We start from the raw sequence: 21,684 nt of genomic DNA, 5'->3' as shown, positions 1-21,684 counted from the left end.
CTTCCCCGTTTTAGGGGGAAGGAGGTAAGCAAGCGCTTTGCCTATGCAGTGCACTACGTGTTAAGCGCATCGTCATGCTCGCCCCTGTCCTCCCCCTGATCGAAGCTGTCGCGCACTGGCCTGAGCGCGGCGCGTTGGTCGGGCTGGATCTCGGAACCAAGACCATTGGCGTCGCCGTCTCCGATCCCGATCGCCGGCTGGCTACCGGCGTCGAGACCATCCAGCGCAAGGCGTTCAAGGCCGACGCTGCGCGGTTGCTGGCGATCGCCGGAGAGCGCAACGCGGTCGGCTTCGTGCTTGGGCTTCCCATCAACATGGACGGCAGCGAGGGGCCGCGAGCGCAATCGACCCGCGCCTTTGCGCGCAACCTCTCGAGTCTGACCACGCTCGCGATCGGGTTCTGGGACGAGCGGCTCTCGACCGCGGCCGTGGAGCGCGAACTGATCGGCATGGATGTCAGCCGCGCCAAGCGCGCCGAGGTGATCGACGAGCACGCCGCAATCTTCATCCTGCAGGGCGCGCTGGATCGGCTGGCCCGGCTGCGGCGTGAGCGCTGAAGTATGGCCGTCGTCATCGCGGCGCTGTTGCCGACATTCCTCTTGATCACGCTCGGCTTCATCCTGAAGCGGACGCTGCTCAAGCCGGAGGCGCAATGGCAAGGCCTGGAACGGCTGACCTATTACGTGCTGTTCCCGGTGCTCTTGATCCAGACGCTGGTGAAGGCCGACCTGACAAAGGTGCCGATCGGCGGCGTCGGCGGCGCGCTGTTTCTCGCGGCGCTCGCGATGTCGTTATTGTGCCTCGCGCTCCGCCCGCTGCTCGCGCGCAGCGGCGTCGACGGCCCCGCCTTCACCTCGGTGTTCCAGGGCGCCACCCGCTGGCAGACCTATGTCGCGCTCGCGGTGTCAGGCAGCCTCTACGGCGATGTCGGGCTCGCGCTCGCCTCTGTCGCGATGGTCGCGATCATCCCGCTGGTCAATGTGTTCAGCGTCTCCGTGCTCGCGCATTACGCAGCGCCGCAAAAGCAGTCGGCCCGCGCCATCGTCATGACCGTGGTGAAAAATCCGCTGATCTGGGCCTGCGTCATCGGGCTCCTCTTGAATGTAAGCCACTTGCCGCTGCCAAAGCTCTGGCATGACGTCGCCGACGCACTCGGCCGCTCCTCGCTTGCAATCGGCCTGCTGGTCACCGGCGCCGGCCTGCATCTCGAAGGCATGTTCCGGCCAAGCCTCGCCGCCAGCATCACGGTGTTTCTGAAGCTGATCGCCATGCCCGCGCTCGCCGTGTCGTTCGCGCTCGCGTTCGGGCTGTCAGGCGCAAGCCTCGTCATCGTCGCCGTCGCCTCGGCGGTACCCACCTCCTCTTCGGCCTATGTGCTCGCCCGCCAGATGGGCGGCGATGCACCGCTGCTCGCCCAGATCATCACGCTGCAGACAATTCTCGCTGCGATCACGATGCCTGTTGTCATTGCGCTCGCTGCAAGTGGCTTTAGCGGTACGGCCCCATGAAGAAGAATGAACAGACGTTGCTCGCCGAATGAACCATAACAGTCAGCCATGTTGAGTTGGTGCGCCACCGAAAGTGCCCGAGAGCGAGGCCAAATACGAATATCCAGAAGCGATCGTACCAATGGTATTGCGTGTGATTCAGCGCCCATACCACTGAGGTCAATACAATAGTACCCGTTGGACCGACAAAGGATTGCGACCAACCACGAAACATGAAGCCACGAACAATGAACTCTTCCATCATCGGCGCCACGATGCTGCCGCCGATCAACAAGACAAGCAAACCACCGTATCCTCGAACGTCGAGATAAGGATTAAGCGAAGCGTCCCCTGCGCCATCGGAAAAATTCACGGTGACGAAGCCCTGGACCATTAAGATCATGGATGTGATCGCAAGCGCGCGGACTAGCTCGCCTGCACTTGGCCAGTTTAGAGCAAGATATTCGGAGAACCCACGCCCGGCCATTCGGATAGCGACCCAAAGCACCGCGATGGCAACCGGACTAGCTAAAGTGAGAGCAATGCCCTGCCAACGTCCCTGCTCCGCTAGCGCGTTCAGTTGAGCAGCAGGAGAAAAGATACTTGCTCCATCGTATGCCGTTACCAAGAAGAACAGGACAAGCAGCGCTGCCAGAGTGAAAGCGCCGTAGGCGAGCAGGCTGATGAGCGTCGTTTCCATGAAATCCCACGTCCGGGCAGTCCGTGCCGAGACCGGGGAGTTGGTCTTTTCGAGATCAGACATATCGATTTTTTTCCGCGACAACGTCGCAGCGAAGGTGAGCTAAGCTTCTACTTAGCATGCCCGGCGATCACCCTGCCAGTAGGGCGCAAGAAGCTACGACTGCCCCGCCAGCCACAATGCCTGCAGCGTCGCGGCGAGATTGTTCAGGCCGTGCAGCACGATTGTGAGCCAGGTCGAGTTGAAGCGGTAGCGCAGATAGCCGAACACGAAGCCGATCGAAAATACCTCGCTGAGGGAGAACCAGTCATATTGCAGATGCAGCAAGGTCCAGACGAGCGACGACAGCAGGATCGCGCCTCCAGGTCGCAGGGCCGTTTCCGACCAGCCGCGATAGAGGAAGCCGCGGGCGAAAAGCTCCTCCGATACCGGCGCGGCGATGCAGAACGCGATGACGAGCAGCCAAAGCGCGCCTTCGGCCTGCGCAGATTTCAACACGTCGCCCATGAAGCCCGGCGAGACCTCGCGGCCAAGCGCGCGCGAGACCAGACCCCACACGCCAACCAATAGCGCCAGCGCGGCCATGCCGATGGCGAAGTTCTTCCAGGAGGTCCAGCGCAGCGCGAGATAATCGGCAAAAGGCGTCCGGGTCGGACGGATCGCGATCCAGAGCGCCAGCAGCACCGCTGGCAATCCCGTGATGATCGAGAGCGCAATCGTCAATCCCCCGCCGACGGTTTGGATGACGGTCGCGATATTGGGCGCGTCCTGCTTCAGCATGAAATAGATGACGACGGCGAGTTGCCCGAGGAACATGCCGCCGAACACGAACAATCCCCACAGCGTCGTACCCCAGAATTTCCACACCCGCGGCGGCGGCAGCGGCGGTGGAGCAGCCGTCAGCGGAGGATTTTCGGGGGCAAGCGCGTCCGTCATGTGACTTTCAATCGAGTACGCCCCTGCTCCCCCATCATCATGCCCACCATGACGGCCGGACAACTCAATGCGGCACCGCCCGCTCCAGCAGCGCGCGCATATCGTTCTCGGCAAGCTCCACCGCGCCGTACATGCCGGCGTGCGTGGTCGCGAGCCGTGTCGCCGCGAACAGTTCCGCATGCCACGGGTTCACGCCGTTGAGCGCGGCGCTTGCAGCAAGCAGCGCCAATTTCTCGACTACGAGCCGCGCGACGCGCTCACTGTCGGGGCGGCGGAACGCCTTGCCGATCAAGGCAACCGCCTCGCTTGCTCCTGATAACCCCTGCGTCTCCGCGGTCAATTCCTGCAGGATCGCTGTTGCTGCGTCGGCTTCGCGCGAGAGCGCACGCAGCACGTCGAGGCACATCACATTGCCCGAGCCTTCCCAGATCGCGTTCACCGGCGATTCCCGGTAGTGTCGCGCGAGAATGCCCTCCTCGACATAGCCGTTGCCGCCGAGGCACTCCATCGCCTCGTAGAGGAAGCCGGGCGCACTCTTGCAGACCCAGTATTTGATCGCCGCCGTGAGCAGCCGCATATAGGCCGCTTCCTTCACGTCATCAGGCGTGCGGTCGAACGCGCGGCAGAGCCGCATCACCAGCGCAATCGTCGCCTCGACATGCAGCGCCATGTCCGACAGCACCGCCTGCATCAGCGGCTGATCGGCGAGATGCTTCTGGAACACGCTGCGATGCCGTGCATGATGCAGCGCGTGCGCAAGCCCCGAGCGCATCAGGCCGGCAGAGGCGATCGCGCAGTCCTGCCGCGTGAGCTGCACCATCTGGATGATGGTGCGGATGCCCTTGCCTTCCTCACCGATCCGCTCGGCATAGGCGCCGTGGAATTCCACCTCCGACGACGCGTTGGAGCGGTTGCCGAGCTTGTCCTTCAGGCGCTGGAAGTGGATCGCATTGACCGATCCGTCCGGCGCAAAGCGCGGCATGAAGAAGCAGCTCAAGCCATCGTCGGCCTGGGCCAGCACCAGGAAGGCGTCGCACATCGGCGCCGACATGAACCATTTGTGCCCGGTGATACGATAGGCATCGCCATCGCGCGCCGCGCGCGTCATGTTGGCGCGCACATCAGTGCCGCCCTGCTTCTCGGTCATGCCCATGCCGAGCGTCATGCCGCGCTTCTCCCACCAGGGCATGAAGTTCGGATCATAGGAGCGCGTGGCGATGACAGGCATCGTCCTCGCCAGCAGGTTGGGTTGCGAGGCCAGCGCGGCGACGGCGGCGCGTGTCATCGTGATCGGGCAGAGATGACCGGTCTCGACCTGCGCGGCGATATAGAATTTTGCCGCGCGCACCACTTCCGCTGCCCCACCCGCGGGCTTGCCGCTAGCGGTCCAGGTCGAGTTGTGCACGCCGGCATGCGCGCTGTGAGCCATCAATTCGTGATAGGCCGGATGAAACTCGACCACGTCGCGCCGGTTGCCGCGGGAATCGAAGGTGCGCAGTTTCGGCGTGTTCTCATTGGCGATGCGGCCCCGCTCCGCCATCGCCGACGAGCCCCAATGCTTGCCGAATTGCGATAGCTCAGCCTGCGCCGAGCCGCCGCCATTGGCGGCCACCGCCGCCACCAGCGGCTTGTCGAGCGTGAACAGATCGACATCCTCGAACGGCGGCGACTGGTTGAAGACCTCATGGGTCGAAGAGCTTGATTGGGTCATGACGCTTCCTGAAAGCGGGAATGGCGCGGTGGTGGCGTTTACGGAAATCATAGGCCGGCCCGCCCGCGCGGGGCAGCGAAAAAATGCCGCTGCGCCCTGGAATAGTCGACAAAGCCCCGCGGCGACCAGCCTGTTCCGCCGTCCCATGACGGGATTGCGCCAGATCGGGGGAAAACTCATTCGCCCCCTATTCCCGCTTGCCCCGCCGACCAACCACGCCTATAGCTCTGGCTTTAATGACCCCATCATTGAAATCGACCTTTGTCCTCGGTCACCGGCATCTGCTGGGCATCGAGGGACTTTCCGCTGCCGACATCACCGGGCTGCTCGATCTGTCCGAGGAATATGTCGAGCTCAACCGCCAGGTGGACAAGAAACGCGCATCCCTGCGCGGCCGCACCCAGGTCAACCTGTTCTTCGAGGCCTCGACGCGGACGCAATCCTCGTTCGAGATCGCGGGAAAAAGGCTGGGCGCCGACGTCATGAACATGTCGGTGTCCTCGTCCTCGATGCGCAAGGGCGAGACGCTGATGGACACCGCGGTGACATTGAACGCGATGCACCCGGATATCCTGGTGGTGCGCCACCACGCCTCCGGCGCGGTGGAACTTCTGGCGCGCAAGGTTGACGGTTCCGTGATCAATGCCGGCGATGGCGCGCACGAGCATCCGACTCAGGCCCTGCTCGATGCGCTGACCATCCGCCGCAACAAGGGCCGGATCGAGGGGCTCGTGATCGCGATCTGCGGCGACGTCATGCATTCGCGCGTCGCGCGCTCCAACATCCTCCTGCTCAACACCATGGGCGCCCGCGTCCGCGTGGTCGCGCCATCGACGCTGCTGCCGCGCGGCATCGAGCGGATGGGGGTCGAGGTCGCCCGCGACATGCGCGAGGGGCTCGATGGCGCCGACATCGTGATGATGCTGCGCCTGCAGCGCGAGCGCATGAACGGCTCCTTCGTGCCGTCGTCGGGCGAGTATTTCCAGTATTTCGGCCTCGACCAGAAGAAGCTGTCCTACGCCAAGCCTGACGCGCTGGTGATGCATCCGGGGCCGATGAACCGCGGCGTCGAGATCGACTCGGCAGTCGCCGACGGCGCGCAGTCGGTGATCCGCGAACAGGTCGAAATGGGAGTGGCAGTGCGGATGGCGGTGCTGGAAGCGCTCGCCCGCAACCTGCCGAACGCGTGAGATCATGCTGACCGATCGTCGCCCAATCCTGCTTGCCAATGCCCGCGTCGTCGATCCCTCGCGCGATCTCGACGGGCCCGCCGACGTCCTTATCGCGGATGGGATGATCCGCGATAGCAAGCGCGGCATCGGCACCGCGGGTGTCCCCGAAGGCACCGATATCGTCAATTGCGCCGGCAAGATCGTTGCTCCCGGCCTGATCGACATGCGCGCCTTTGTCGGCGAGCCCGGCGCGAACCATCGCGAAACCTTTGCGTCCGCCAGTCTCGCCGCGGCCGCCGGCGGCATCACCACCATCATCTGCCAGCCGAACACTTCGCCCGTGATCGACAATTCGGCGACCGTCGATTTCGTGATGCGCCGCGCACGCGACACTGCGATCGTCAACATCCATCCGATGGCGGCGTTGACCAAGGGCCTGCGCGGCGAGGAGATGACCGAGATCGGCCTCCTGAAAGCCGCCGGCGCGGTCGCTTTCACTGATGGCGACAAGAGCGTCACCAACGCGCAGGTGATGCGCCGCGCGCTCACCTACGCTCGCGACTTCGACGCGCTGATCGTGCACCACACCGAGGATCCCGACCTTGTCGGCGAAGGCGTGATGAACGAGGGCGAGTTCGCGACAAGGCTGGGGCTTGCCGGCATCCCCTATGCCGCCGAGTCGATCATGCTCGAACGCGACATGCACCTCGCGGTGCTTACCGGCGGGCGCTATCACGCGGCCTCCCTCACCACCGCGGAGTCGCTTGAAATCCTGAAACGTACCCGCGATGCAGGCGCCGACGTCTCCGCCTCCGTCTCGATCAATCACGTCACGCTGAACGAGAACGACATCGGGCCTTACCGGACGTTCCTGAAACTGTCGCCGCCGCTGCGCACCGAGGACGACCGCCAGGCATTGGTCGCGGCGCTGGCCTCCGGTCTCATCGATGTCATCATGTCCGACCACAATCCGCAGGACGTCGAGGTCAAGCGCCTGCCGTTCGCCGAGGCCGCCTTTGGTGCGGTCGGGCTGCAGACCATGCTAACGGCGGGACTGCGGCTCATCCATAATGGCGAGATGGATTTCAAGACCTTGATCCGGGCGATGTCGACCCGTCCCGCCGAATTGCTGGGTCTGCCCGGCGGCTCGCTGCGCGCCGGCTCGCCGGCCGACGTGATCGTGATCGATCCGGATACGCCCTGGGTGCTCGATCCCGCCGACCTCAAATCGCTGTGCAAGAACACGCCGTTCGATGAAGCCCGCTTCTCCGGCCGCGTCGTGCGCACCATTGTCGGCGGGCGAACGGTGTATGAGCATGTGTAACATGCCAAAAACAAGCCGCGGCGGGAGCGCCTACCATGTCCTCTGACGCCTTCCTGATCGTCGCCTTGCTGATCGGCTATCTCTTCGGCTCGGTGCCATTTGGCCTGATCCTGACCAAGATCGCGGGCACGCAGGATCTGCGTTCGGTCGGCTCGGGCAATATCGGGGCCACCAACGTGCTGCGCACCGGGCGCAAGGGGCTTGCCGCAGCGACGCTGATCTTCGACATGCTGAAGGGCACCGCCGCAGTGGTGCTGTGTGGCTATCTCGACGGTCCGAATGCGGCGATGGTGGCCGGGCTCGGCGCCTTCCTCGGCCATCTCTATCCGGTCTGGCTCAGATTCAAGGGCGGCAAGGGCGTCGCCACCTATATCGGCGTGCTGATCGGCCTGTTCTGGCCGGCTGCGGCCGTCTATGGCGCGGTCTGGCTCGCCACTGCCCTCACCACGCGCTACTCGTCGCTCTCGGCATTGGTTGCGGCCCTCGTCACCCCGATCTTCCTGTGGTGGTTCGACCACGCCGCACTCGCTGCGTTCGCCGCGGTGCTGATGCTCATGCTGTTCTACACCCACCGCGAGAACATCAAGCGGCTCCAGGCAGGAACCGAGGGACGAATCGGCCAAAAGGCCTAGAATTCGCCATCAACCTGTTGAGGACCGGTCACATCTATTCGAAATTCTTGCGCGATACTGGCAAACAGTAACGCGGGCTGTCATGCTGCGACTCAAACGGCGTCATACGGTTGCGTCAGATGGACGAGATAGAACAGGATCGGCTTGGCGTAACGAACACGCACGATGTCGCGTCACGTCGGGTGAGCGCGTCCAGCGCGAGCGCCCTGCTCGCGGCCTCCGAGATCTGGTCATTCTCCGACGACACGCCGAGTGCGGACAGTTCAGCAGATAAGTCTAGCGCCGAAGCTGAGCGGCTTGCCGCCCCGCCACCACAGGACGCTGTCCTGAATATGCAATCGGCGCGGGCCGACTTGCCGGCACGTTCTCCGAGCAGGAAGCCGAAAACGGCTGATGCAGGCGGGCCGCCCGTCTGGCCGCCGCGACAATTATCCCTGGCGCTGCAAGGCGGCGGCACCTTTGCCGCCTTCACCTGGGGCGCGCTCGAGCGCCTCCTGGAAGAACCAGATTGCGCGTTCGACACCATCAGCGGCGCCAGCGCCGGCGCCGTCAACGCCGCGCTGCTCGCCTGCGGCCTGGTGGAAGGTGGCCGCGAAGGTGCGCGCGCCGCACTCAACCGGTTCTGGATGCGGATCATGCATGAGGCATCGTTCCGCTCGCTAATGCTGGTCGGAGGATTCTCGCCGGCCGGACACTCGGTCGCGTTCGGGCCGACGCTGCGGTCCGGCCAGTTCGATCCATTCGATCTCGATCCGCTGCGCCAGGCGCTCGCAAGGGACATCGATTTCACCGCGCTGCAGAGCCCCGCCTGTCCAAAGCTTCTCGTGGCAGCAACGCGCGTCCGTGATGGCCGGCAGCAGGTCTTTGGCAATGCCGAGATCACTGCCGACACACTGCTCGCCTCGACCTGCCCGCCCCTGATCCATTGCGCGGTCGAAATCGATGGCGAATCCTATTGGGACGGCGGTTTCGGCACCAATCCTCCGCTGGTTCGATTGGTGCAGGAATCCGAGACCTCCAACGTGCTGGTCGTCCAGGTCACGCCGGCGCGCGACAGCTATATCCCGATCACGCCCGCCGCGATCGATCGCCGCCTCGACCAGATCACGGCCAATTCCGTGCTCAACGCCGAGATCGCGGCGCTGGAATGGGCGCGCCCCACTGCTGCGCCCTCGCTGCGGCTATTCCGGATGGCGGCGGAAGACGAGATCGACGGGCTCGCCCAGCGCAGCGCCACTGATCTCGGCCCGGGTTTCATCCGCCTCTTGCATCGGAGCGGCCGCAAGGCTGCCGAACGTTTCCTGGCGCAAGATGCCGGCTCGACGCGAATCGAGGCAGCACGACGGGCCGGCCAGCCAGTTGCCGCGCAAGTCTCTGCAGAGGCTGCGTTGCTCTGAGCGGCAAACAGGTTGATCGCAATCTTCGGTTGGGCGAAGCTGCGCCGGCCATGCACGACCGTACATCCCAGATCCAACTCACCGACACCGAACGCCTCGACCGCCTGCGGCTGATCCGCTCCGAGAATGTCGGTCCGCGCACTTTTCGCGCGCTGCTCAATCATTTCGGCGACGCGCGCACCGCGCTCGAGCACCTACCCGACATGGCGCGCCGCGGCGGCGGTGCCGGACGCATCTGCACGGTCGAGGAGGCAAAAGCCGAGCTTGCGGCCTGCAGGAAGCACGGCGTCAGCCTGGTCGCGCCGGGCGAAGTCTCCTATCCGACGCGGCTTGCCACGATCGACGACGCGCCGCCGCTGTTGGCCGTGCGCGGCGCGCTCGACGTGCTGGCGCGGCCGATGATCGCGATCGTCGGCTCGCGCAATGCGTCAGGGGCCGGACTGAAATTCGCTGGTACCCTCGCCCGCGATCTCGGCGATGCCGGCTTCGTCGTGATCTCCGGTCTCGCCCGCGGCATCGACCAGGCCGCGCATCGCGCCACCACAGAGACCGGCACGGTCGCAGTGCTCGCCGGGGGCCATGAGAGGATCTATCCGCCGGAGCATCAGGACCTGCTCGCGGCTCTGCTCGAACGGGGCGCTGCGATCTCCGAAATGCCGCTTGGCCATGTCCCGCGCGCCCGCGACTTCCCTCGCCGCAACCGCCTGATCTCGGGTGTGGCGCTCGGCGTCGTCATCGTCGAGGCCGCGCACCGCTCGGGCTCGCTGATCACCGCGCGCATGGCCGCCGAACAAGGCCGCGAAGTGTTCGCCGTGCCCGGCTCCCCGCTCGATCCGCGCGCCGCCGGCACCAACGACCTCATCAAGCAAGGCGCGGCGCTTGTGACCTGCGCGAGCGACATCATCAACGCGGTCCAGCCGATCATGGAGCGGCCACTCGCGCTTGCTGCGCGCGAAAGCGATGACGAGCCGCTCGATTTCGACACCGATCCGAGCGAGCGCGAACGCATCGTCGCGCTGCTCGGCCCGAGCCCGGTCAGCCTCGACGACCTGATCCGGATGTCGGGCCTGTCGGCCACCATCGTTCGCACCGTGCTGCTCGAGCTTGAGCTCGCCGGCCGTCTCGAACGCCACGGCGGCGGACTGGTGTCGCTGGTTTAAGCCGCTGTTTCTTCACCTCTCCCATAGGGAGAGGTCGAATTGCGCAGCAATTCGGGTGAGGGGTTACGGTCCCTCGATAGAGCCAAACCCCTCACCCGGATCGCTAACGCGATCCGACCTCTCCCAGCTGGGGAGAGGTGAAGAAACGGCGCTCGCCATCGCTTCAACTCGCACTCTTCGCTCGGAATTCAGTCCTTGTCGTTGCGTGCATCAAACACGCCTCGCGAGCGCTCGATCTCGGGCAGATGCTCGAACGCCCATTCGCCGAGCGCCTGCACCGGCCTCGCTAGCCCGCGGCCGAGATCGGTCAGCTCATAGTCGACCCGCGGCGGAATGGTGGGAAACACCGTGCGCGTGACGAGCCCGTCGCGCTCCAGCCCGCGCAGCGTCAGGGTCAACATCCGCTGCGAGATGCCGCCGATGGTGCGCTTGAGCTCGTTGAAGCGGCGCGGCCCGTTGATGAGCAGCATGATCACGAGCACGCTCCATTTGTCGCCGACCCGCCCCAGCACCGAGGCCACCCCACGGCAGTCGCTGCCGGTATGGGGGATGGGCTCCAGGACAGGCACATGGATGTGCTCGGGTTTCACTGATGTGCTCCGGTTAGAAAAATGTGCGTTCTTGCGGGGTTTTGCCACGGTCACTCATATAGCGCCAGTTACAAACCTATACCAAAGGGTGACACCAACCATGAAACTCCTGCATCTCGACTCCAGCGTGCTCGGCCCCCACTCCGTCAGCCGGCAGGTCTCCGCCGCCATCGTGGACCGGCTGCGCAAGACCCATCACGGCATCGAGGTCACCTACCGCGACCTCACGGCGGCGCCACTCGCCCATCTCTCAGGTTCCCATCTCGCCGCCAGCCAGGGCGCCACCCCCGAAACCTCGCTGCAGCCGGACATCGCGGCGGGCCAGCAGATGCTGGAGGAGTTTCTCGGGGCCGACGTCGTCGTGCTGGGTGCGCCCATGTACAATTTCACCATCCCGAGCCAGCTCAAGGCCTGGATCGATCGCATCCTGGTTGCTGGCAAGACGTTCAAGTACGGCGCCGCCGGCGTCGAAGGCCTTGCCGGCAACAAGCGCGTCATCATCGCGGTTTCGCGTGGCGGCTTCTACGGCCCGGGCACGCCGGCCGCCGTTGGCGAGCATCTGGAGACCTATTTGCGCTGGGTGTTCGGCTTCATCGGAATCACCAATCCCGAATTCATTTCCGCCGATGGAATCCAGATTGGACCGGAGCATCGGGAAAAGGCCGTCGCAGGCGCGCTGCAAGCCGCTGGTAGTCTCAGCGCGGCGTAACGAAATCGATCTGCATCATTGCCGGTCCTGCCGGCCATGATGTAGCAGCTAATGCCAAGCGCCCTGCACGTCGAAGATCATGGCGACGAGCGAAATCAACAGACCGATACCAGCAAACAGGGCGACAGAAGCAAGTTGCCCGTCGTCTGACTTCCGCGGAGCGCGGGACGTCGGGACTGGAGTGGAGACCCGGATGGTGGTCGGCATGGCTGCTCTCCAATCCGATGGTCAAAGCATTTCTCTGCCCCCACCAGAACTGTCTTGGCAGTTACGACCAAGGTTCAGCCCCTCGCGCGCAGTCTACGGCAGACTGAACCGGCAAGCGCGCGGCAATGTGTCGCCGCCGCGCTAGAGCTCAGGACGGCCGGCTGCTCTCGCCCGCCGACATCGCCTTGAAGCGCGGCGCGCCCAAGCGCAAGAAGCGCGTTGAGGCGCAGGATCATGCAGCGCACAGGAGTGCCCTCGCCGCGGTCTCATCCTCATCCCGAGGAGCCGCGTAAGCGGCGTCTCGAGGGATGGGCCGCAGGCATCTCACTCTCCGTCATTCCGGGGCGTGCGCAGCGCGAGCCCGGAATCCATTCGTCCATTTGCTCAGGTGGTGATATGGATTTCCGGGCTCATCGCTTCGCGATGCCCCGGAATGACAGAGGAAAATTCGCCAGCAATTCCAAAGTGATTTGGCCCGTCCAGTCAGCCTGCGAAAAACATTCCGCTTCCGTCGTCGGGCAAATCAGTGATTTAACTCCGCGCGTCTCACCCGAATGAGGGGCGGCTCGCGATCGTCACGAACGTTGCGGTGAGATGCGGTGGACGCGGGTGTTGCGACTGACGAGCGTGACTATCCGTGGACGGCGAAGTCGTGTGGTTCTGGCGCCCCGACGCTGGCGCTAAGTTCTGTGGATCAAGTGTCCGCAGAGTGACGGTGGCAAGAAAGCCCGGTCACCGGGAAGAGCACGAAGTAAGCTGTAAACCACTGCGCAGGGAAAGCCGGTGTTGCTCCGGTTGACCTGTGGTCCTACCCCCGTGCTTTTTGTTGCACGGGGCCCACGGGTGCAGCCGGCACCCGGCTTTCCCTGCGCCCTCTATTCAATGAGAGGGTGAAACGAGATGCAAAACTCGGGCACTTCATGCCGCGAGAATGCGGACTCACATCCCCTCCGCTGTTTGAAATTTGACTCGGACGTAGGATGGGTAGAGCGCAGCGAAACCCATCATTCGCGCGACTTGCTCCATCGCGCGACTTGCTCCATCGCGATGGGTTTCGCTTCCGCTCTACCCATCCTACGGGACGGTGCGAGGCCCCCTCACGACAGCTTGCGCTTGCTGCGCAGCCGCAGCCGCTCTTCGGCTTCGAGCCTCGCCATGCCAAGAAGATGGCTCAGCACCTCCAGCCGGTGGCGCTTCGCGAGTTTCGCCAGCTCGGTAACAGTCTCCGCAATGAAGGCCACGGCCTCGTCAGGGCCGCCCTCCTCGCCGGTCTCATCCAGTTGCGATCGCTTTTCCCGACCGGACGCGGAACGCTTCCGGCGGCCTCCCGCCCTAGCCAAAAACTTTTTCCAAAAGCACCATTTTGGACGAAGACTAGGCCCTTTTCGGCCGCAACTCTAGGGCGCATTTTGCAACTTCCTAGATACTAAGTCGTAGACCCGCCTCACCCCCTCATTATCCTTGGATTTGACAGGGGGCCCCTCAACACCCATGTTCGCCCCGACAGAGCGGCTCGCGAGTCTCGCGGAGCCCTCCTCAAGTTCCTCCCGTAAGCTATTGGAATGACATGAATATCGTCATCGTTGAGTCGCCGGCCAAGGCCAAGACGATCAACAAATATCTGGGATCCTCCTACGAGGTTCTGGCCTCGTTTGGCCATGTCCGCGACCTCCCCGCCAAGAACGGATCGGTCGATCCGGACGCCAATTTCCAAATGATCTGGGAGGTCGATCCCAAGGCTGCTGGCCGGCTCAACGACATCGCCAAGGCCCTCAAGGGTGCCGACCGCCTGATTCTCGCAACCGACCCTGATCGTGAGGGCGAGGCGATCTCCTGGCATGTGCTGCAGGTGTTGAAGGAAAAGCGCGCGCTGAAGGATCAGAAGATCGAGCGCGTGGTGTTCAATGCCATCACCAAGCAGGCGGTCTCGGAAGCGATGAAGACGCCGCGCCAGATCGATGGCGCGCTGGTCGACGCTTATATGGCGCGGCGCGCGCTCGACTATCTCGTCGGCTTCACCCTCTCCCCCGTGCTCTGGCGCAAATTGCCGGGCGCGCGTTCGGCTGGCCGGGTGCAGTCGGTGGCGTTGCGGCTGGTCTGTGACCGCGAGCTCGAGATCGAGAAGTTCGTGTCGAGGGAATATTGGTCGCTGGTCGCGACGCTGCTGACCCCGCGCGGCGATGCCTTCGAGGCCCGGCTCGTCGGCGCCGACGGCAAGAAAATCGCGCGCCTCGACATCGGCTCGGGCGCGGAAGCCGAAGAATTTCGCAAAGCGATCGAAGCTGCGCTGTTCAAGGTCGCGACCGTTGAAGCAAAGCCGGCGCGCCGCAATCCGCAGGCGCCTTTCACCACCTCGACGCTGCAGCAGGAGGCCAGCCGCAAGCTCGGCTTCGCGCCCGCCCACACGATGCGGATCGCGCAGCGGCTCTATGAGGGCATCGACATCGGCGGCGAGACCACCGGCCTCATCACCTATATGCGTACCGACGGCGTGCAGATCGATCCGTCCGCAATCAGCCAGGCGCGCAAGGTGATCGGCGAGGACTTCGGCAACGCTTATGTGCCGGACGCCCCGCGCCAGTACCAGGCCAAGGCCAAGAACGCGCAGGAAGCGCATGAAGCGATCCGCCCGACCGACCTGTCGCGCCGGCCTGCCGACCTGAAGCGGCGGCTGGATTCCGATCAGGCGCGGCTCTACGAATTGATCTGGACCCGCACCATCGCGAGCCAGATGGAATCCGCCGAGTTGGAGCGCACCACCGTTGACATCGAAGCCAAGGCCGGTTCGCGCGTGCTCGAATTGCGCGCCACCGGCCAGGTCATCAAGTTCGACGGCTTCCTTGCGCTCTACCAGGAAGGCCGCGACGACGAGGAGGACGAAGACTCCCGCCGCCTGCCCTCGATGAGCGTGGGCGAACCGCTGAAGCGGCAGGATCTTGCCGTCACCCAGCATTTCACTGAGCCGCCGCCGCGCTTCTCGGAAGCCTCGCTGGTCAAGCGCATGGAAGAGCTCGGCATCGGCCGGCCCTCGACCTATGCCTCGATCTTGCAGGTGCTCAAGGACCGCGGCTATGTGAAGCTCGAGAAGCGGCGCCTGCACGGCGAGGACAAGGGGCGCGTGGTGATCGCGTTCCTGGAAAACTTTTTCCGCCGCTACGTCGAATACGACTTCACCGCCGATCTCGAGGAACAGCTCGACCGCATCTCGAACAACGAGATTTCCTGGCAGCAGGTGCTGAAGGATTTCTGGCGCGACTTCATCGGCGCGGTCAACGACATCAAGGATCTGCGCGTCGCCGAGGTGCTCGACGTGCTCGACGAGATGCTGGGTCCGCACATTTATCCGCCACGCGCGGATGGCGGCGATCCCAGGCAGTGTCCGACCTGCGGCACCGGCCGGCTCAATCTGAAGGCGGGCAAGTTCGGCGCCTTCATCGGTTGCTCGAATTATCCGGAATGCCGCTACACAAGGCCGCTTGCAGCCGACTCCGAGGCTGCTGCCGACCGCGTTCTCGGCCAGGATCCGGACACCGGCTTCGACGTCACCGTGAAGGCGGGACGGTTCGGTCCCTACATCCAGCTCGGCGAGCAGAAGGATTATGCCGAAGGCGAGAAGCCGAAGCGCGCCGGCATTCCGAAGGGCACCTCCCCCAATGAGGTCGATCTCGAGCTCGCGCTCAAGCTGTTGTCGCTGCCACGCGAGATCGGAAAGCATCCGGAGACCGGACAGCCGATCACGGCAGGCATCGGCCGCTTCGGCCCGTTCGTGAAGCACGAGAAGACCTACGCCTCGCTTGAGGCCGGCGACGAAGTCTTCGACATCGGCCTCAACCGCGCGGTGACGCTGATCGCGGAGAAGGTCGCGAAGGGTCCGAGTGGACGCCGCTTCGGCGCCGATCCTGGCAAACCGCTCGGCGATCATCCGACGTTTGGCGCGGTCGCACTGAAGAACGGCCGCTATGGCGCCTACGTCACCGCAGGTGGCATCAACGCGACGATCCCGAGCGACAAGACGCCTGACGAGGTGACGCTCGCAGAGGCGATCGCGCTGATTGACGAGCGCGCGGCCAAGGGCGGCGGCAAGGCGAAGGCCAAGAAAGCGAAGGCCGAAAAGCCGGTGAAGGCCGACACCGAAGCTGCCGCAAAGCCCGTCAAGAAGGCGGCGGTGAAGAAGGCGGTCAGCAAGCCGAAATCGGATGCCGCCAGCAAGGCGCGTGCGCCGCTGAAGGCAGCGAAGACATCAGCGGCAAAACCTGCCGCAACATCGAAAGCGCCCGCAAAGAAAAGTGCGGGCAAGGCTCGAGGGTAAGTGAAACACAGACATGACCATGGCTTTCCGGCCAGGGATGCCATCGTCGCCTTTATCCGTGCCAATCCCGGAAAAGTCGGCACGCGGGAGATCGCGCGCGAATTCGGATTGAAGAACGCCGATCGCGCCGAGCTTAAGCGCGTGCTGCGCGAGCTCGCGGACGACGGCACGATCGCCAAGCGCGGCCGCAAGGTCCACGAGCCGGCCACGCTGCCGCCGACAGTGATGGCCGACGTCACCGGCCGCGACGCCGACGGCGAGCTGATCGCGATGCCTACCGAGTGGGATACCGAAGAAAACGGCACCGCGCCGAAGATCCGTATCATCACGCCGCGGCATCAGAAGCGCGGCGCCACGGCTGGCGTCGGCGACCGCGCGCTGCTGCGCATCGAGATGGTGGATGATGCCGACGGCACGCCCTATCGCGGCCGCATCATCAAGGTCATCGACCACGCGAGAACCCGCGTACTCGGTATCTTCCGCGCGCTGCCCGAAGGCGGCGGCCGGCTGGTGCCGGTCGACAAGAAGCAGGCGGGCCGCGAACTCAACATCGCCAACGCAGACGCCGGCGGCGCCAAGGATGGCGATCTCGTCAGCGTCGATCTCGTCCGCAGCCGCGGTTTTGGCCTCGCTTCGGGCAAGGTAAAAGAGCGGCTCGGCTCGATCGCGAGCGAGAAGGCGATCAGCCTGATCGCGATCCACGCCCACGAGATCCCGCAGGAATTTTCGCGTGCCGCCCTGCGCGAGGCCGAGGAAGCGAGGCCCGCGACGCTGCAGGGGCGCGAGGACTGGCGCGACGTTCCGCTCGTCACCATCGACCCGCCGGACGCCAAGGATCACGACGACGCCGTGCATGCGGAAGCCGACCCTGATCCGCACAACAAGGGTGGCTACGTGATCCACGTCGCCATCGCCGACGTCGCCTATTATGTGCGCCCGGGTTCGGCGCTCGACCACGATGCGCTGATCCGCGGCAACTCGGTCTATTTTCCCGATCGCGTTGTGCCGATGCTGCCCGAGCGCATCTCCAACAATCTCTGCTCGCTGGTGCCGGGCGAGCCGCGCGGCGCACTCGCGGTACGCCTGGTGATCGGCGCCGACGGCCGCAAACGCTCGCACACATTCCACCGCGTGCTGATGCGTTCCGCCGCCAAGTTAAATTACGCGCAGGCGCAAGCCGCGACTGACGGCAGGCCGGACGATACGACCGGCCCCATCCTCGATCCGATCCTGAAGCCGCTCTGGGAGGCATATCGGCTCGTGAAGCTGGCGCGCGACGAGCGCGATCCGCTCGACCTCGACCTGCCCGAGCGCAAGATCCTGCTCAAAGCCGACGGCACGGTCGATCGCGTCATCGTCCCCGAACGTCTCGACGCGCACAAACTGATCGAGGAGTTCATGATCCTCGCCAACGTCGCCGCGGCCGAGGCGCTCGAGAAGAAAGGCTTGCCGCTGATCTACCGCGTGCATGACGAGCCGACGCAGGAGAAGGTTTACAACCTCCAGGAATTCCTCAAGACGCTCGATCTTCCCTTCACGAAGTCCGGCGCGTTGCGGCCAGCAATGTTCAACCGCGTGCTGGCGCAGGTCGAGGGCGAGGATTACGAGTCGCTGGTCAACGAGGTGGTGCTGCGCTCGCAGGCGCAGGCCGAATATTCTTCAGAGAATTACGGCCATTTCGGCCTGAACCTGAGGCGTTACGCGCATTTCACCTCACCGATCCGGCGCTACGCGGACCTGATCGTGCACCGCGCGCTGATCCGGGCGCTCGGGCTCGGCGATGGCGCCCTGCCCGACAGCGAGACGCCGGAGACGCTTGCCGAGATCGCCGCAGAGATTTCAATGACGGAGCGGCGCGCGATGAAGGCCGAGCGCGAGACCGCCGACCGGCTGATCGCGCATTACCTTGCCGATCGCATCGGCGCGACCTTCCAGGGACGCATTTCCGGCGTCACCCGCTCCGGACTGTTCGTCAAGCTCGATGACACCGGCGCCGACGGATTGATCCCGATCCGGACACTCGGCACCGAATATTACAACTATGACGAAACGCGGCACGCCCTGATCGGCTCCCGCAGCGGTGCCATGCACCGATTGGGTGACGTGGTGGACGTGCGTCTGGTAGAAGCTGCTCCGGCCGCAGGCGCACTGCGCTTTGAATTGCTGTCGGACGGAAAGGCCATTCCGCGCGGCAGAAAAAGCGAGGGCCGACGCGAACGGAAGAAAGACGTGCGTGGTGCGAAAGCGGGACGCGCGCAGAGCAAGAAGGATCGCAAGCCGGGCAAGCAGAAGCCCGGCAAATCGAAGCGAGACAAGTCATGGAAACGGTAAAGCCCGCGACCACCGTGTGGACCCGCGATGCTGCGCCGGTCGAGAAGCGCGACCTGTGGACCGCGATGAAGCGCGGTTTTCGTTGCCGTTGTCCGCGCTGCGGCAAAGGCAAATTGTTTCGCGCCTTTCTGAAGGTCGATAGTCACTGCCCGGTTTGCGACCTGGATTTTTCTCACCATCGCGCCGATGACCTTCCGGCCTATCTCGTCATCGTGGTTGTTGGCCACATCATGGTGCCCTTGGCGCTGTGGATCGAGAAGGACTATGCACCGCCGGTCTGGCTGCAACTCTCGTTTTATCTGCCGATGACGCTGATCCTGTCGCTGCTGCTGTTGCAACCGCTCAAGGGCGCAGTCGTGGGTTTCCAGTGGGCGATGCGCATGCACGGTTTCGACGAGAACGCGCCCGACGATATTCCAACGGTCTGACGAGACCAAATTCAAGAACAACAAACGGGGATGGAATGACTGAAGCAGCGACCGCGATCAAACAGGAAATCAAGGAAGAGAAGGAAGCGGATCATCACCCGTACTTCCGGCCGAAGGACGCCGCGACGCTGATCCTGATCGATCGCTCCAGCGCGAAGCCGAAGGTGCTGGTCGGCAAGCGCCACGACAAGGTCGTGTTCATGCCCGGCAAATATGTCTTCCCCGGCGGTCGCGTCGACAAGGCCGACAACCGCGTGCCGGTTGCCGCTCCCATCAGCCAGGAGCTTGAAGCCAACCTGCTCAAGGGCAGCCCGAAGATCACGCCCGGCCGGGCTCGCGCGCTTGCCAATGCAGCGATCCGCGAGGCCTGCGAAGAGACCGGCCTGTGCCTCGGCCGCAAGGCCGAGAAGCCTGCCAAGCTCGATGGTCCGTGGAAGCCGTTCGCCGAAGCCGGCCTGCTGCCCGATCCCTCCGGCCTGTTTCTGATCGCGCGCGCGATTACCCCGCCCGGCCGCGTCCGCCGCTTCGACACACGCTTCTTCACGGCGGATGCCTCCGCCATTGCCCACCGCGTCGAGGGCGTGGTGCATGCCGATGCGGAGCTGGTCGAACTGGTATGGGTCGAGATCGGCTCCGAGCCGCTGGCGGACGCGCATGCCATGACCAAGAACGTGCTCGCCGAGCTCGACCGCCGGCTCGCCACCGGCCCCCTCAATCACGACGCGCCGGTGCCGTTCTTCCATTTCTACAGCGGCAGGATGCAGAAGGACATTTTGGGAGCGTGACAGGCATGTCGCGAAAGTGCGCAAAAACAAAATAATCTTCCCAGTGGCGCCGCCCCGCTTCGTGCCTATGTGCTCTTGAACGACCCATACGGAAACGGGGCAAATGGCACAGCGTCAACTCAAGCTCGGCGCGTTCATGCGGCCGATCAGCATCCACACCGGCGCATGGCGCTATCCCGGCGCCTGGCCGGACGCCAATTTCAACTTTTCCCACATCAAGCAGCTCGCGCAGAAGTCAGAGGCCGGCAAGTTCGACGCCTTCTTCATGGCTGACCATTTGGCCGTGCTGAACATGCCGATCAATGCGCTGAAGCGCAGCCACACCGTGACCTCGTTCGAGCCGTTCACGTTGTTATCGGCGCTCTCGACGGTGACGGAGAATATCGGCCTGGTCGCAACCGGCTCGACCACTTTCGACGAGCCCTATCACGTCGCCCGCCGCTTTGCGTCGCTTGACCATATCAGCGGCGGCCGTGCGGGCTGGAATATCGTCACCACCTCCAATCCGGATGCGGCGCTCAATTTCGGGCTCGAGGACCATATGGAGCACGCCGAGCGCTATCACCGCGCGCGCGAGTTCTATGACGTGGTCACCGGGCTCTGGGATTCCTTTGCCGATGATGCCTTCGTGCACGACGTCGAGTCCGGGCTCTTCGTCGATCCTTCGAAGATGCACGTGCTCAATCACAAGGGAAAATATCTCAGCGTTCGCGGTCCCCTGAACATCGCGCGCCCGGTGCAGGGCTGGCCGGTGATCGTACAGGCCGGCGCGTCGGAGGACGGCAAGCAGCTCGCGGCAGAGACGGCGGAAGCGGTCTTCACCGGCGGCGGCAGCATCAGCGACGGGCAGAAACTCTACGCCGACATCAAGGGCCGCATGGACAAGCTCGGCCGCGACCGCGAGCATCTGAAGATCCTGCCCGGCGCCTTCGTGGTGGTCGGCGACAGCGTCGAGGAGGCCAAGGAGAAGCGCGCCTTGCTCGACAGCCGGGTGCACTACGACAGCGCAATCGCCTCGCTTTCGGTGATCCTGGGCACCGATGCCTCTGGCTTCGATCCTGACGGGCTGTTGCCGCCGATCCCGGAAACCAATGCGAGCAAGAGCGGGCGCCAGCGCCTGGTCGACGTCGCCGCGCGCGACAAGCTCACCGTGCGCCAACTCGCGCAGCGCGTCGGCGGCTATGGCGGGCTAGCCTTCGTCGGCACGCCGAAAACGATCGCCGATCAGATGGAGGAATGGCTGACGAGCTATGCTTCCGACGGCTTCAACATCATGTTCCCGTATCTGCCGGGCGGGCTCTACGATTTCGTCGACAAGGTGGTCCCGGAACTGCAGAAGCGCGGGATCTTCCGCAAGGAGTATGAAGGCAAGACGCTCCGGGAGAATCTGGGCCTGCCGCGGCCGAAAAACCGGTTTTTCGAGCACTGATGCGCTCGAATTGGGCGGGTTTGGGTCCGGAAAACCTTGACTTTGGGCTGATTGTGACTAGTTTGCCGGCCAAATGCGGGCCGATTGGCCGGCTCCTGATACCCCATCATCTCCCTGAGGTTCTGACATGGCCAAGGCGGTCACCATCAAGGTCAAGCTCGTGTCGTCCGCCGACACTGGCTACTACTACGTCGCCAAGAAGAATTCGCGCACCATGACCGACAAGCTGGTCAAGAAGAAGTACGACCCGGTTGCGCGCAAGCACGTCGAATTCCGCGAAGCCAAGATCAAGTAAGATCGCGGGACACTACCCACTTCACGGGGCCCTTGTGGCCCCGTTTTCATTTTTCTTATGCTCGCCAGCCAGGCCCGGGCAT

The 21,684-nt window shown here is 64.1% G+C and carries 20 protein-coding genes; 14 read left to right on the top strand and 6 right to left on the bottom strand.

The window, feature by feature from the left end; translation table 11 throughout:
- Positions 1-74 precede the first annotated feature (74 nt).
- Both ruvX and J6497_RS21305 read left to right on the top strand, forming a co-directional pair.
- The gene (gene ruvX / locus J6497_RS21310; RefSeq protein WP_225706238.1) at positions 75-557 is read left to right on the top strand and encodes a Holliday junction resolvase RuvX; all 483 of its coding nucleotides are present in this window, start codon (positions 75-77) and stop codon (positions 555-557) included.
- A gap of 3 nt (positions 558-560) precedes the next feature.
- Positions 561-1,508, top strand: a complete 948-nt coding sequence (locus J6497_RS21305; RefSeq protein WP_225706237.1) for an AEC family transporter — start codon at positions 561-563, stop codon at positions 1,506-1,508.
- On the opposite strand, the gene J6497_RS21300 is transcribed toward J6497_RS21305, so the two are convergent.
- From J6497_RS21300 to J6497_RS21290, 3 genes are all read right to left on the bottom strand, one after another.
- Complete coding sequence (locus tag J6497_RS21300) at positions 1,489-2,250, bottom strand: CPBP family intramembrane glutamic endopeptidase (protein ID WP_225706236.1); 762 nt, start codon at positions 2,248-2,250, stop codon at positions 1,489-1,491. The two genes, J6497_RS21305 and J6497_RS21300, sit on opposite strands and share 20 nt — an antisense overlap.
- A 93-nt stretch (positions 2,251-2,343) precedes the next feature.
- Positions 2,344-3,123: a CPBP family intramembrane glutamic endopeptidase gene (locus J6497_RS21295; RefSeq protein ID WP_225706235.1), complete on the bottom strand. Its 780-nt coding sequence runs from the start codon at positions 3,121-3,123 to the stop codon at positions 2,344-2,346.
- Between the two features lie 64 nt (positions 3,124-3,187).
- A complete protein-coding gene (locus J6497_RS21290; RefSeq protein ID WP_225706234.1) occupies positions 3,188-4,834 on the bottom strand; it encodes an acyl-CoA dehydrogenase family protein in 1,647 nt (548 codons plus the stop codon).
- Positions 4,835-5,070: 236 nt separating this feature from the next.
- Here J6497_RS21290 and J6497_RS21285 point away from each other — a divergent pair, with 236 nt between their 5' ends.
- From J6497_RS21285 to dprA, 5 genes are all read left to right on the top strand, one after another.
- A complete protein-coding gene (locus J6497_RS21285; RefSeq protein ID WP_130579598.1) occupies positions 5,071-6,024 on the top strand; it encodes an aspartate carbamoyltransferase catalytic subunit in 954 nt (317 codons plus the stop codon).
- Between the two features lie 4 nt (positions 6,025-6,028).
- Positions 6,029-7,330 (top strand): dihydroorotase, encoded by a 1,302-nt coding sequence (locus J6497_RS21280; protein ID WP_225706233.1) that lies wholly within the window; start codon positions 6,029-6,031, stop codon positions 7,328-7,330.
- Between the two features lie 35 nt (positions 7,331-7,365).
- A complete protein-coding gene (gene plsY / locus J6497_RS21275; protein WP_225706232.1) occupies positions 7,366-7,962 on the top strand; it encodes a glycerol-3-phosphate 1-O-acyltransferase PlsY in 597 nt (198 codons plus the stop codon).
- 119 nt (positions 7,963-8,081) lie between these two features.
- A complete protein-coding gene (locus tag J6497_RS21270; protein WP_225706231.1) occupies positions 8,082-9,359 on the top strand; it encodes a patatin-like phospholipase family protein in 1,278 nt (425 codons plus the stop codon).
- Between the two features lie 50 nt (positions 9,360-9,409).
- Complete coding sequence (gene dprA / locus J6497_RS21265) at positions 9,410-10,519, top strand: DNA-processing protein DprA (RefSeq protein ID WP_225706230.1); 1,110 nt, start codon at positions 9,410-9,412, stop codon at positions 10,517-10,519.
- Between the two features lie 188 nt (positions 10,520-10,707).
- Here the strand turns inward: dprA and J6497_RS21260 are convergent, their stop codons facing one another.
- Positions 10,708-11,109, bottom strand: a complete 402-nt coding sequence (locus tag J6497_RS21260; protein WP_225706258.1) for a winged helix-turn-helix transcriptional regulator — start codon at positions 11,107-11,109, stop codon at positions 10,708-10,710.
- Positions 11,110-11,209: 100 nt separating this feature from the next.
- Between J6497_RS21260 and J6497_RS21255 the strand changes: the two genes are divergently transcribed.
- Positions 11,210-11,818: an FMN-dependent NADH-azoreductase gene (locus J6497_RS21255; protein WP_225706229.1), complete on the top strand. Its 609-nt coding sequence runs from the start codon at positions 11,210-11,212 to the stop codon at positions 11,816-11,818.
- 48 nt (positions 11,819-11,866) lie between these two features.
- Here the strand turns inward: J6497_RS21255 and J6497_RS21250 are convergent, their stop codons facing one another.
- Together J6497_RS21250 and J6497_RS21245 are read right to left on the bottom strand one after the other, a co-directional pair.
- Positions 11,867-12,025: a hypothetical protein gene (locus J6497_RS21250; protein ID WP_225706228.1), complete on the bottom strand. Its 159-nt coding sequence runs from the start codon at positions 12,023-12,025 to the stop codon at positions 11,867-11,869.
- A gap of 1,097 nt (positions 12,026-13,122) precedes the next feature.
- Complete coding sequence (locus tag J6497_RS21245; protein ID WP_225706227.1) at positions 13,123-13,365, bottom strand: hypothetical protein; 243 nt, start codon at positions 13,363-13,365, stop codon at positions 13,123-13,125.
- 227 nt (positions 13,366-13,592) lie between these two features.
- Between J6497_RS21245 and topA the strand changes: the two genes are divergently transcribed.
- The 6 genes from topA (at position 13,593) to rpmG (ending at position 21,602) form a co-directional block, all read left to right on the top strand.
- Entirely contained in the window at positions 13,593-16,334 is a 2,742-nt protein-coding gene (topA, locus tag J6497_RS21240; RefSeq protein ID WP_225706226.1) for a type I DNA topoisomerase, read from the top strand.
- Positions 16,335-18,665, top strand: coding sequence for a ribonuclease R (rnr, locus tag J6497_RS21235; protein WP_225706225.1), 2,331 nt, complete (start codon positions 16,335-16,337; stop codon positions 18,663-18,665).
- Positions 18,653-19,093, top strand: coding sequence for a DUF983 domain-containing protein (locus J6497_RS21230; protein WP_225706224.1), 441 nt, complete (start codon positions 18,653-18,655; stop codon positions 19,091-19,093). Before rnr ends, J6497_RS21230 begins: the two co-directional genes overlap by 13 nt.
- A 35-nt stretch (positions 19,094-19,128) precedes the next feature.
- A complete protein-coding gene (locus tag J6497_RS21225; protein ID WP_225706223.1) occupies positions 19,129-19,878 on the top strand; it encodes an NUDIX hydrolase in 750 nt (249 codons plus the stop codon).
- Positions 19,879-19,981: 103 nt separating this feature from the next.
- Complete coding sequence (locus J6497_RS21220; protein ID WP_225706222.1) at positions 19,982-21,307, top strand: LLM class flavin-dependent oxidoreductase; 1,326 nt, start codon at positions 19,982-19,984, stop codon at positions 21,305-21,307.
- A 127-nt stretch (positions 21,308-21,434) separates the two neighbouring features.
- Entirely contained in the window at positions 21,435-21,602 is a 168-nt protein-coding gene (rpmG, locus tag J6497_RS21215) for a 50S ribosomal protein L33 (RefSeq protein WP_027581235.1), read from the top strand.
- The last annotated feature ends 82 nt before the right edge of the window (positions 21,603-21,684 follow it).

The organism is Bradyrhizobium cenepequi, assembly GCF_020329485.1.
Lineage (GTDB): Bacteria > Pseudomonadota > Alphaproteobacteria > Rhizobiales > Xanthobacteraceae > Bradyrhizobium > Bradyrhizobium cenepequi.
The sequence above is the reverse complement of the archived record's forward strand: the minus strand, read 5'-3'. Positions and strand labels throughout refer to the sequence as shown.

Coding starts and splice junctions, on each gene's coding strand:
- J6497_RS21225 (WP_225706223.1), top strand. CDS start 19,129: ATGACTGAAGCAGCGACCGCGATCAAACAGGAAATCAAGGAAGAGAAG.
- J6497_RS21270 (WP_225706231.1), top strand. CDS start 8,082: ATGGACGAGATAGAACAGGATCGGCTTGGCGTAACGAACACGCACGAT.
- topA (WP_225706226.1), top strand. CDS start 13,593: ATGAATATCGTCATCGTTGAGTCGCCGGCCAAGGCCAAGACGATCAAC.
- J6497_RS21255 (WP_225706229.1), top strand. CDS start 11,210: ATGAAACTCCTGCATCTCGACTCCAGCGTGCTCGGCCCCCACTCCGTC.
- J6497_RS21250 (WP_225706228.1), bottom strand. CDS start 12,025: ATGCCGACCACCATCCGGGTCTCCACTCCAGTCCCGACGTCCCGCGCT.
- J6497_RS21280 (WP_225706233.1), top strand. CDS start 6,029: ATGCTGACCGATCGTCGCCCAATCCTGCTTGCCAATGCCCGCGTCGTC.
- plsY (WP_225706232.1), top strand. CDS start 7,366: ATGTCCTCTGACGCCTTCCTGATCGTCGCCTTGCTGATCGGCTATCTC.
- J6497_RS21305 (WP_225706237.1), top strand. CDS start 561: ATGGCCGTCGTCATCGCGGCGCTGTTGCCGACATTCCTCTTGATCACG.
- J6497_RS21295 (WP_225706235.1), bottom strand. CDS start 3,123: ATGACGGACGCGCTTGCCCCCGAAAATCCTCCGCTGACGGCTGCTCCA.
- J6497_RS21285 (WP_130579598.1), top strand. CDS start 5,071: ATGACCCCATCATTGAAATCGACCTTTGTCCTCGGTCACCGGCATCTG.
- J6497_RS21230 (WP_225706224.1), top strand. CDS start 18,653: ATGGAAACGGTAAAGCCCGCGACCACCGTGTGGACCCGCGATGCTGCG.
- J6497_RS21220 (WP_225706222.1), top strand. CDS start 19,982: ATGGCACAGCGTCAACTCAAGCTCGGCGCGTTCATGCGGCCGATCAGC.
- J6497_RS21300 (WP_225706236.1), bottom strand. CDS start 2,250: ATGTCTGATCTCGAAAAGACCAACTCCCCGGTCTCGGCACGGACTGCC.
- J6497_RS21290 (WP_225706234.1), bottom strand. CDS start 4,834: ATGACCCAATCAAGCTCTTCGACCCATGAGGTCTTCAACCAGTCGCCG.
- dprA (WP_225706230.1), top strand. CDS start 9,410: ATGCACGACCGTACATCCCAGATCCAACTCACCGACACCGAACGCCTC.
- ruvX (WP_225706238.1), top strand. CDS start 75: ATGCTCGCCCCTGTCCTCCCCCTGATCGAAGCTGTCGCGCACTGGCCT.
- rpmG (WP_027581235.1), top strand. CDS start 21,435: ATGGCCAAGGCGGTCACCATCAAGGTCAAGCTCGTGTCGTCCGCCGAC.